This window comes from Mesorhizobium hawassense (assembly GCF_003289945.1).
GTDB classification, from domain to species: domain Bacteria; phylum Pseudomonadota; class Alphaproteobacteria; order Rhizobiales; family Rhizobiaceae; genus Mesorhizobium; species Mesorhizobium hawassense.
Genome location: NZ_QMBP01000044.1, coordinates 1 through 10,477 on the forward strand (window position 1 = coordinate 1; position 10,477 = coordinate 10,477).

Consider the following 10,477-nt stretch of genomic DNA (forward strand, 5'->3'; position numbering starts at 1 on the left):
CAGCATGGAAGGCGCCAGCGACCAGCTGCTGGTGAGCGGCTTCTACAACACCGTCAACATCTCCGGCACCGATGGCACATCAAGGCTCTATGGCTACGGCCACACGGTCTCGGTCTCTTCCAGCAACACGACACAAACGCTTTATGCCTACAACGACACGATAGGCGTCAGCGGCAATGGTCTCACGCTGAACTTCATCACCGATCCAAATCCAGGCAACCCATCCGGCAGCAACCATCTCACCGTGACCGGTAGCGGAGACACTATCTCTCTCGTGGGGCCGCAAAATACCGTGGACGTGTCGGGCAACAACGACAATATTGCCCTGAATAGTGGTACCAATACTGTGAATCTGAATGGCGCCAGCGCAGCCATTCGGCTCGGGTCGCCAGACGCTGGATTGGATCATGTATCTGGATTTACGTCGGGAGATATCTTCCAATTCGACCACACGAAATACGGCGCCGGTCTTGCGAGTGGGGGCGTCGACATCGGTGTACTAGACGCCTCCCATTTTGTAGCAAACGACACCGGGGCGACCAACGCAGACCAAGTTTTCTGGTTCAACACTGCCAACGACGTGCTTTACTATGATGCGGACGGCAGCGGATCTGGGCAAGCTTTGGCGGTCGTAGCGATGGACAGCGGACACGTCCTTGAATACTCGGATCTCTCCGTGGTGTAAATTTGAGGTTGCTGTTTCGTAGCAGGACATCGAGCACATTTCAGCAATGTTCACTGATCGTTAGCCGGTGATGGAACGAGTGGCCGGCAGTTGCACCAGGGTGCAACTCATCCACCCCGCAAAAGCGCGTCTGCTTTCGGACATGCATTTGGAGGTAAGAATGACCGATACCGATTTGAGGCGCAAAGCGGTCTTTCCGACATCGGCCCTGGTGCCCTATCTGTCCCAACACCAGCAACCTTAAAGGCGGGGTACACCGCGCCTTGGCGCGCTAACTTGCTCGCGTTCCCGTTTCGCACGACTTCTCGGAGCGGTGATGCGCTTCTGGCGCGCCGCGGCGATTGCGCGCCCTTCAAGTGCAAAAACCGCCCCGGTCAGACCGGGACGTTTATTGATTTATGATAGAATTGGTTGCGGGGACAGGGTTTGATCCTGGTAACCTCACTTTCGAAGCCCTATCGACAGACAACGGGTTGCATCGCTGTATTGGCGGTACCCTACCACTTGACTCGAACGCCATATCCTAGGCGGGTGGTATGTTCAGGTTATGATGGAAGATGTTGTTGGGGTCATAGCGCGTTTTCAACTGCCGCAGCCTTGCGAGGTTTTGACCATAGGCGGCCAACGCTGCCGCGCCGGCGTCCTCGTCTGCCCCCAAATAATTTGCATAGCGACGCTTGCCAGCAAAGGGCTCGAGGGCATCGAAGCTGGCGCGCGCCCAAGCGGTGGTGCGATCCGCAGAAGCCTTGTCCATCCATTGGCCAAGCACGAGCGTGTTGAAGCCAGTGTCACGGAGCGCGAAGGAGGTGGATTCTACCGGAACGCGCGACGCAGAGCCGTGGAAACCTTCCAGCAAGATCGAGCTTGTTGGAACCGGGCAGCGCTCATACGCGATCACGAGGGCCTCGACAGCATCGTCGTCAAGGCGCGGAAGGAACGTGGACTTCCAGTAGTTGAATGCGCCGGAAGGGAAGCCCGCGTCCAGCATTCCATTAAGATCCACATAGGGTATCGGCCCTAACGCATCCACCGCTACGGTGCCAAGGCTCCGGATCTGGCGTCCAACGATCTCCGCATCTTCGGGTGAGCCGATATGACAGGAAACGATGGCAACGATCGGGGTGCCCGACCCGTCTGGCGCGGTAGTTAAGCCGGCGACGATCATAAGGTCGTCCGAGGCATTTTCAGCGAGGTCCCGGAACCCGCGGAGGACTTGTCTCGCCTCTCGGAATGGAAAGGCAACGATCCCTCCGAACACGACTGGGCCGACGGAATGCAGGCGGAACTCGAAGGAAGCGGCAACCCCGAAGTTGCCACCGCCGCCTCGGAGCGCCCAGAAGAGATCGGGATTTGAGTCGGCGCTCGCCTTCACCACGGAACCGTCTGCGAGCACCAGATCGACGGAGATCAGATTGTCCAGCGCCATCCCGTATTTCGGCATAAGCCATCCAAGGCCGCCGCCGAGGGTAAGTCCAGCAACACCAGTACTTCCAATCACCCCTCCAGTGGTCGCAAGACCATGTAACTGGGTCTCTCTATTTAACTCCCTCCAAGTCACCCCGCCCTCGACTACGGCCGTCCGGGCGGCAGCATTCACATGAACTCCTTTCATCAAGGAGAGGTCGATCATAAGGCCATTGTCGACCACCGCACGCCCAGCGACGTTGTGGCCGCCGCCGCGTACGCAAATCTCCAGACCGGTCGCTTGGGCGTAAAGGACCGCATCCACGATATCGGCAATACCTCGACAACGGGCAATGACTGCGGGGCGTCTGTCGACGAGGCCATTGTGTATCCTCCTTACCTCGTCAAAAGTGGGCGCGCCGGGCTGGAGAATTGATCCGAGAAAATTGCGAGCAAGTTCTGTTGGGACTTCCATGACGCTTCCCCTCCTGTCAGGCGACCGCACTGCCGCGGAAGCCACGGTGAAACCGGCGCAGAAAGCGAACGGTCCGAACGATTCTACGTCGGAATTTATCAGCCAAGGGGATCATGATCCCGGCGACGATCCGATGCAACAGCTGACGTTGCCGCTGGATCTTAGTGCCCGAAACGCGCTGGCCAGGTTCTTATACGGCTTCAGGGGCAGGCGTGAACATTCTCTTTAATATCTAAGCGCGCTCGCCAAAAACCTCAGCCTTGACGCGATGGGCCCTTGCGGATTCTACGTGCCTTCCGCCGCGCCCTCCATCGCCACTGAGAACCCAGCGGCGTCTGCGGCCATGATGGCTGCGAGGCAGGCGCGTGGGTGTCATTCGGGTAGACCTGAGGCGCGCATTGCTTCGATAAGAGGTCCCGCGAGCACCGGCGCGCAACCGATGGCGGAGCACTGACCGGTGCTGCTGAAGTTGGGTTGAAGTTGTATCACGCGCTCGGCAGCCGCTTTCGCATCTTCCATTTGACCGAGTTTAGCAAGCGCCGCTGCCAGAAACATGTGGGAGACACTGAACCCTGGTTTGCTACGAATGGCCCGTTGCGCTGCCACCGCGGCATCTTCATAGCGCCCCCGAAGATAGTGACCCATGCAAATGCCGTGCAGCGCCGCGGTAATCCACGGATCGAGTGGACTAAGGCGGATGCCCCGCTCGCCCCAGTCGATCGCACGCTCGGCTTCCCCTCCCCAGCCCAAAATCAACACGCCCCAAGAATATGCCCACGCTGCCGATGGGGAGATTGCAAGAGCAGCCTCGAACGTCTCCTGAGCCAAGATGCGGTTATGTTCCACAAGACCAATCGCGATTGCGGCATAAACGAGCGCTGGTGCATCGTCGGGACCAAGCGCCACTGCAATATGCGCGTGCCGTCTCGCCGCTCTGCGATTGTCTTCACGCCTTCCCGCTCGGAGATACAGTATCTCGTTGCAAAATGCCGTTTGCCCGCGCGCAAGCGCGTAGTTCGGCTCAAGTAAAAGTGCGCGCTCAAGGAGTGTACCGCCTGCGACGCGCCTTCCGGCATTCCAGTATCCACCAAAGGGGTCGCACGTAGCACAAGGTCATAGGCGTCGAGATTTTCGGGCCGTTTGCGCTTGGCGCGCTCAATTTCGGCTTGGCGCACGCTGGGCTCGATTGCGGCGACTGTGCTTAGTATAATCTCATCCTGCAAGGCAAAGATGTTATCGACGGCGCGGTCGTAACAATCTGCCCATATGTGTGCGCTGATCTCGGCGTCAACGAGCTGGGCTGTGATCCTTACTCGTTCGGTCGCCTTTCGCACGCTCCCTTCCAACACGTAGCGAACACCTAATTCCCGTCCAACTTGCCTGACGTCAACGGTCCGCCCCTTGTAAGTAAACGTTGAATTGCGGGCGATCACGAACAGCCATTTAAACCGGGATAGCGCGGTGATGATGTCTTCCACCATACCATCAGCAAAGTATTCCTGGTCTGGATCACGGCTCATATTCTGGAAAGGCAACACAGCAATGGAGGGTTTGTCAGGGAGCGACAGAGGCTTGAGAATCATTTCGGATCGAATTGCCACCACACCGGCAGTTTCACCGAGCCCAGTCGCTGCATACGTCCTCACCGGCTGTTCGATGTTCTTGACCTGCTGTGCCACAAGATCAGTGAAGGCGATGGGCAGAACCTTTCTGACTTGCCCATAGGTTTCACCAGAGACGCAAACGCCTCCCGGTTGCGCCAAGGCCTGCAACCGCGCGGCGATGTTCACGCCGTCGCCGAACAGATCGCCAGCGCGAACCATCACGTCTCCCACGTGGATGCCGATTCGGAAGTTGATGCGTTTATCAGATGACAGCCCGGCATTCGCTTCAGCCAAGGCGGCCTGCGCTTCCACCGCGCACTGCACGGCGTCCACAGCTCTCCCGAACTCCGCAAGCACACTGTCCCCCGCTGTGTTCGCGATGCGGCCCCTTTGATCCGCAATGGCCTTGTCGAGGATCGTACGGCGCTCGGTCAGCGCCTTGAGCGTGCCGAGCTCGTCGGCACCCATCAGTCGGGAATAGCCTTCAACGTCAGCCGCGAAGACCGCCACCAGGCGTCGCCGCACCCACTTGATTCCACCACTGGGTGCCCCTAAGTGCGCCGCGGTATTTCGGAGGAAGCGGCGGCTCAGTCAATCGATCGCACGACCCGGCACCAATATTTCCGCTTTGGGTAATCCGCCACCGGGTCGAGCCGACTGGCATATCCGGCCAAGTCCGCTATGACGCGCAGGGCTGCTATTCAACGTAGAACCCTAGGGATTCGCCCACGCGAGCTGTTGGGAAAAATATGTGCCTTCCAAAGCTAACCAAACACCGAATCTAGTGTCCCACTTTGTCGAAAAGCATCCCCAATTCGGGCTGATGCGCGACCCAGAAAGTTCGAAAAGCTTCCAGGAACCCCAGCCAAAGCTCAATTGTAGAACTTTCTGACGTCCGCATTGGGCCAAAGCGGTCAGCGGACGAAGCTTTCGTTACTCTTGTGCTTTCCGCGTGGCCCTGAAATCCCGCCAACGTCGCCGCTGCCAATGGCGCCGATCGCCGAACGAGGACTTCACGCAAATATTGATAACATGAGGAGTCGCTAATGTTGGCGCCATGGCCTACAAACTGCAACCGCTCAAATGTCACGATGGAGGACGAGATGGCTTATGGGATAGTTCACCACTTTCCGGGTGGGACAAAGTCACAGTACGAGGCCTCGATCGCCGCTGTGCATCCAGCAGGCGGTGCTCTGCCAAAGGGCCAGACCTTCCATGCAGCTGGGCCGTCCTCGGGGGGCTGGACAATCGTTGCCATCCACGACTCCAAGGAGAGTTGGGAGAAGTTCCGCGATGGAATCCTGATGCCCACGATGAGCAAGGGCATCAAGGGCGGCTTCACCTCGCCACCCCAAGAGACAGCGTTCGAAGTCCAGAACATTCATGGCGGAGCGCTCGGGAACTGAATATGGGCATATCGGCAACGCGCGCCGGTTCCGGCGGACAGCCGTTGTTGACATTGTGGCTGACCATGGCGAGCGAGGTTTGTCGTCGGAGCCGTCACTGAGCGCTTTGTGCGCAACCTCTTGTGTGATCACACTCCACACTTCGACTGATTCATGACATACCGAACTCAATGGCGATCACGGGAATTGGTCGGGTTATCTTTTGGACAGGAGGCAGCCTGTGGATTGGGCAAGCCATCACGCCGATCGCAATGCATTCCCACCATGCCATCCAAGTGAGCATCGGGTTGTCAGGCCAAGTCCGGTTGCGAAGCAGCGATGCGGCATCTTGGAACGCCTATGACCTGGCGGTAATTCCGCCCCACCTGCCCCACTCCTTCCAGGCACCAGGCGAGACCGTCGCCAACCTCTTTTGCGAGCCAGCGTCAGCCCTGGGCCGCGGTCTTTTGCACCGCTTCGGTCAAGGACGCATTGTCGACGTCAACGGTAACGAGGTTGCCAAACATGCCCGAGGTTTGAAACTCGCGTTCGATAATGGGAGCACGGAGGATGAACTCGAGGAAGTGGCGCTAGATGTTCTTTACGATCTTTCTGGATCTGTGCCGTTGAGTCCGGTCGATCGGCGCATCCAGGTCGCCATCAGCTTCATCTCGGCAAACCTGGCAGGGAAGCTCAGTCTGGCAGCACTGGCCCGCCACGTAAAACTCTCTCCCAGCCGGCTCAGGCACCTCTTCGTCGCGGAAACCGGCATCTCGTTTCGGAGCTATCTGCTATGGACAAGGCTAAATCGAGCCCTTGATCTCGGCTTCGGAGGCGCCTCCTGGACCGACGCTGCACACGCGACCAATTTCGCCGATTCCGCCCATCTTAGTCGTACGGCGCGCCGCATGTACGGTATCGCGCCAAGCTCCATCCGTCCGACGGCTCCGTCGACTCAGCGACCGATGACGGCTTAGCCCTTTTGTTCAAGTCCTACTCTCGGAGGCGGCCTATGTGATTGGGCGTCACAAGTGAAGTCGTGCGCGGCCCTTGAACCGCGTACGCTCAATATGAAGGAAGCAGCGATGATCCAGATTGCCGTCCTGCGCGACCAACTCTCGCTAGATCGACGGAGCCTGACCGAGATCGCAACAGCTCTTTCGGTCACTGCAATGGCCGGTGCAACGCTCTACAATCTCGGCTTCTTCGCGCCGGTCGAATGGAGTCTCATCTCGGTGCTCACCGTACAAGACCTATTGATCGGAGCATCGATCGCGCTGCTGCCGATGTCTATTGGGGCTTGGCTCGCGCTGCTCATCGCACGCTTCATTGCAAATGGGCCAGAGCGCCAAATTCGTACGATCGGGATATCAATCGCACTAGTCGGTTTCGGTCTGGCAGGCTCCTGGTACTTCTATGTAGGTCCTCATCAATCGACCGGCGGGCATCTTGCCCTTGCATATCTTGCACTGGCCGGACTTGCCGCCATCGCCAACTTGGTACTGAGATCTAGAATCGTCGGTCTTGCTTGGCTCGCCTTCTCGTTGATTTATGTCCCGTTCTCTTTCGGCGCTGCGGACAGCCTTCGCACAATCTCCAATGGTGCAGCTCCGACAACTGAGATTGAGACTGACAGAGGCGTGGTGAGTGGTCGCGTGTTGAGGATGACCTCGGCGTTTGCCATTCTTTTTGACGGCAAGGCCGTGGAAGTCCTACCCCTCAACAAGGTTCGAAGCATGCGTCGACTATACTCTGCAGCACCTGAGAGCGAGTACCTCAAGAACGGCTTATCTGAAATCGCTCCGCTGCCGAGCTCGGTCGTGGGACACCCCGAAAGCTAGGCGTGCTGCTGCAATCGCATTGTCTGCACGTTCATCGCGCATCCTATCTGCCAACGCTTCTCACCGACCTTCCATTTAATGTTGACCGGCACGGAAGCTAAACGATTGGCGCTGAAGTACCTGACAACCGTAAGATCTTCTCTAGCGGTAGAGCAAGTCGACGTCCGCTTTGCGACGTCGACCGATCTCGTTTGAGCGACCGGAATGTAGCGCATAGCCGCCGTTCAGCCGCTCTATGGAGCGCTTCGTGCGGACGCTCCGACAGGAGGCGTGCGCCAGAAAGTCGATGCTCCTACTAAAATCTATGTCTCAATTTGTCCCATCCGCCCCCGCAGTTCGGGCTGCTTACCGACCCAGAAAGCTCGAAAAGCTTCCAAGAACCCCAGGGAAATTGGACGGCGCATCGGACAAAAAGGGTCGCGGGATATCGTAGCGAACGTCCGAAACGGAGCGGTCAATGTCGTCGGCAAAAGAGCGCCCGAATAGGGCTGTCGGCGGCCCTTTCGCGGGAACGAAAAAGGAAGAGAAGCAGAACTTTCGTGTACGATTTTTGCACACGGTCTCAGCTAACTATCTGATATTCCTTACCTATCAACCCCATCCATCATTGGTGCTACCGCGATCGTCTTCTTCATGGGGCTATTTCATCGCTGCCGCGGGTGTCACAGTCAAATCCATTGCCGCGGCCTATCATATTCTCGTTTGATTTCAAGGAGTTCGAGAGGCAGGGACAAAAGTCCCTCGCCGGAGGGGACCTTTTTCTGGCTCACACTTTTTGTGAAAAGGCAACAGTCCGATTTGAAATTTCCACAAATAAGCGTAAACTTTTTTCGCTCGTGTTTTGAGCGGGAGGCGTGCAGGCAGTCATGTCTGTCCAAGAGGGGCGGGGTTGAGTATGCCCTCATTTTCGATCCTTGGTGCCCGCCAATGGTGGGTTGCCGATGCGCACAGGACGCATCCGCCCAGAATTGCCTAACGGGGCAAGGAGCGGAGGATAGCGACGGCCCTCCCAACACCCTCTACCCCCTGAGTTAATCCAGAACTCCAGTTTCCTTTAACGTTAAGACACGCGGGCCTTCGATGTGGCTGGCGGCGGGAGGATATTATGGCGACCTTTACCATCAACGGCAATCTGATCACCGATGAAGCAGCAGCCATTCAGAACAGCGTCACCGACAATGATGCGGGCGTGGGCGCGGGACCCGACAACGAAGTTGCGTGGTCGACCCTGCTTGCCACTATGAGCCAGACGCTCAAGGACGAACTTAACGCGCTCAGCCTCCTGCCTGCCACCGGCGAAACTGCGGGCGATACAACCGCAACATTTCCGCAAGCGGCAGTGCGGACGATCGGCAGCACCAGCAGCGATTTCATCCAACTCACAGCGACCACCATCACGGACCTGCAGTTCTCGGATTCCTCGGGGAACGCAATCGCCGCCGGCACGGCGACGCAGATTTTCGCCACCCATAACGGCGCGCAGATCTTCCTTTACGCCGATGCCAGCAACAACATCGTGTATGGGCGTGAGGGTACGTTCAACGGCAGTACGTGGGTCGCGAATTCTTCGGGCACCGTAGCCTTCGCGATCGTAATGGACGACACCACCAACGGGACCAACGTGACGGGTGGCAACGTCTGGACCATCCAGTACGAGGCGCTGAAGCACCCAAATACCAGCGGTATCGACGACGCCGACACGAGTAGCCTCGCCGGCCTCGTGGATGTCAAGGCCAGCTTCACCACGACGACGACCGCCAACTTCGGCGATTTCAGCCACGTGCCCTCCGGGCAGGACGCGTGGGCGGCATTCGAGCAGACCGGGACCGCGGGGGCGGACACAAACGATCCCGATATGATCGTTACCGGGCTGGCACCGGGCTCGACCGTCAACGTCAGCACGACGGGCCTGGGCAATAGTTCGCAGTCGATCGGCGCCGGAGGAGGCGTGCGCGTCGACATCGTCAACCACGTGAACTACCCCGACTTTCCCTTGACCAATACGGACGTGCACGATCTGTCGAAAATCAACTACACCTCGCATGTTGGCGCGGCGACGGAGGCGAGCTTCTCGCTGACCCAGGTGAATCCCGGGACTCCGGGCACCACAGTCAAGGTGCACATTTTTGCCTACAACGAGACAAGCAACCTTCAAGGCACAAGTCTGGTTTCGACCGGCAGTGTGGGGAGCACTGGCTTGGCCGGCACTGACCAGACGCTGGTCCCGATCCTCGGCAACACGATCAAGGTGTATTCCGACCTTACGAAGACGAACCTGGTAACGTCAGGCATAACCATTACGGCTGCGGGCGACGGGTCCTACTTCATCAACGGCCTGCAGGTAAACTACACCGTCGACTTCCAGGTCGCCGAAGCCAGCCACATGGACCGCTTCGTGGTCACCAACGCCCAGCCGACCAGTGGCTCCGGATCCAATGTCAGCTTCGATGCCGGCAATTTCTCGTTCAACCTCTCGAACACGACAAGCGGGACCGAGCATAGCGCTGTCGGCAGCAAGCTGTTGTTCGAAGACGACGGGCCGAGTGCGGCGATCGGTTTGGCGACCGGATCTGTGACGCACGACGAGTCGTCGGGTGCGCAGACCGCCAACGGCGCCACCGACTCGGCAACGGCGATCGCGGCGCTGGCCCCAAACGCCGCCGGCGGCGTCAGCAACGCGAGCACGGATTACCAGACCGACGACCCGACCGGGAGCATCTACGCTACGAGCGCGGCCGCGGTCGTCCAGTCCAACAACAGCTCGTTCGGCGCCGACGGGGCTGGATCTAAGGCGTACTCGCTATCGGTCGCGGCCGGCGGGGTGGATTCCGGGCTGACGACGACGGACGGCACGAAGATCTTCCTGTTCAAGCAGGGCGATGTTGTCGTCGGGCGGATCGGCGCCGACGCTGCCACGGCGGCAAACGGTCTGGCGGCATTCGCGGTGGCGATCGACTCCAGCGGTTTTGTCAGCGTGGCGCAGTACGCCTCGCTGCATCACGGCTCCGCCGACAACCCCGACACCAGCGAGGCGGTATCCATCGCCAACGCCGCGCTGCAGGCGGTGGTGACGGTGACCGACG

Annotated in this window: 9 protein-coding genes; 6 read left to right on the forward strand and 3 right to left on the reverse strand. The window is 58.7% G+C overall.

Annotated features, from left to right (window positions below):
- The coding region (locus DPM33_RS36555; protein ID WP_425373612.1) for a hypothetical protein at positions 1-685 on the forward strand (685 nt) is incomplete at its 5' end.
- A gap of 523 nt (positions 686-1,208) precedes the next feature.
- Here DPM33_RS36555 and DPM33_RS35325 read toward each other — a convergent pair.
- Positions 1,209-2,564, reverse strand: a complete 1,356-nt coding sequence (locus DPM33_RS35325) for an FAD-binding oxidoreductase (protein ID WP_112102195.1) — start codon at positions 2,562-2,564, stop codon at positions 1,209-1,211.
- Here DPM33_RS35325 and DPM33_RS35330 point away from each other — a divergent pair.
- Positions 2,563-2,793: a hypothetical protein gene (locus tag DPM33_RS35330; protein WP_112102196.1), complete on the forward strand. Its 231-nt coding sequence runs from the start codon at positions 2,563-2,565 to the stop codon at positions 2,791-2,793. The two genes, DPM33_RS35325 and DPM33_RS35330, sit on opposite strands and share 2 nt — an antisense overlap.
- A 143-nt stretch (positions 2,794-2,936) precedes the next feature.
- Here DPM33_RS35330 and DPM33_RS37315 read toward each other — a convergent pair whose 3' ends face one another.
- Entirely contained in the window at positions 2,937-3,323 is a 387-nt protein-coding gene (locus DPM33_RS37315; RefSeq protein WP_245442686.1) for a tetratricopeptide repeat protein, read from the reverse strand.
- On the reverse strand, positions 3,317-4,678 hold the full coding sequence (locus DPM33_RS35335) for an adenylate/guanylate cyclase domain-containing protein (protein WP_245442688.1): 1,362 nt from the start codon (positions 4,676-4,678) through the stop codon (positions 3,317-3,319). Before DPM33_RS35335 ends, DPM33_RS37315 begins: the two co-directional genes overlap by 7 nt.
- A 581-nt stretch (positions 4,679-5,259) precedes the next feature.
- On the opposite strand from DPM33_RS35335, the gene DPM33_RS35340 reads away from it, so the two are divergent.
- The 4 genes from DPM33_RS35340 to DPM33_RS35355 form a co-directional block, all read left to right on the forward strand.
- On the forward strand, positions 5,260-5,574 hold the full coding sequence (locus DPM33_RS35340; protein WP_245442690.1) for a hypothetical protein: 315 nt from the start codon (positions 5,260-5,262) through the stop codon (positions 5,572-5,574).
- Between the two features lie 170 nt (positions 5,575-5,744).
- Entirely contained in the window at positions 5,745-6,530 is a 786-nt protein-coding gene (locus tag DPM33_RS35345; protein ID WP_112102197.1) for an AraC family transcriptional regulator, read from the forward strand.
- A gap of 108 nt (positions 6,531-6,638) precedes the next feature.
- Positions 6,639-7,394, forward strand: a complete 756-nt coding sequence (locus DPM33_RS35350) for a hypothetical protein (protein WP_146770389.1) — start codon at positions 6,639-6,641, stop codon at positions 7,392-7,394.
- Between the two features lie 1,105 nt (positions 7,395-8,499).
- Positions 8,500-10,477, forward strand: a 1,978-nt coding sequence (locus DPM33_RS35355) for a DUF5801 repeats-in-toxin domain-containing protein (protein ID WP_146770390.1), incomplete at its 3' end; no start/stop codon positions are given.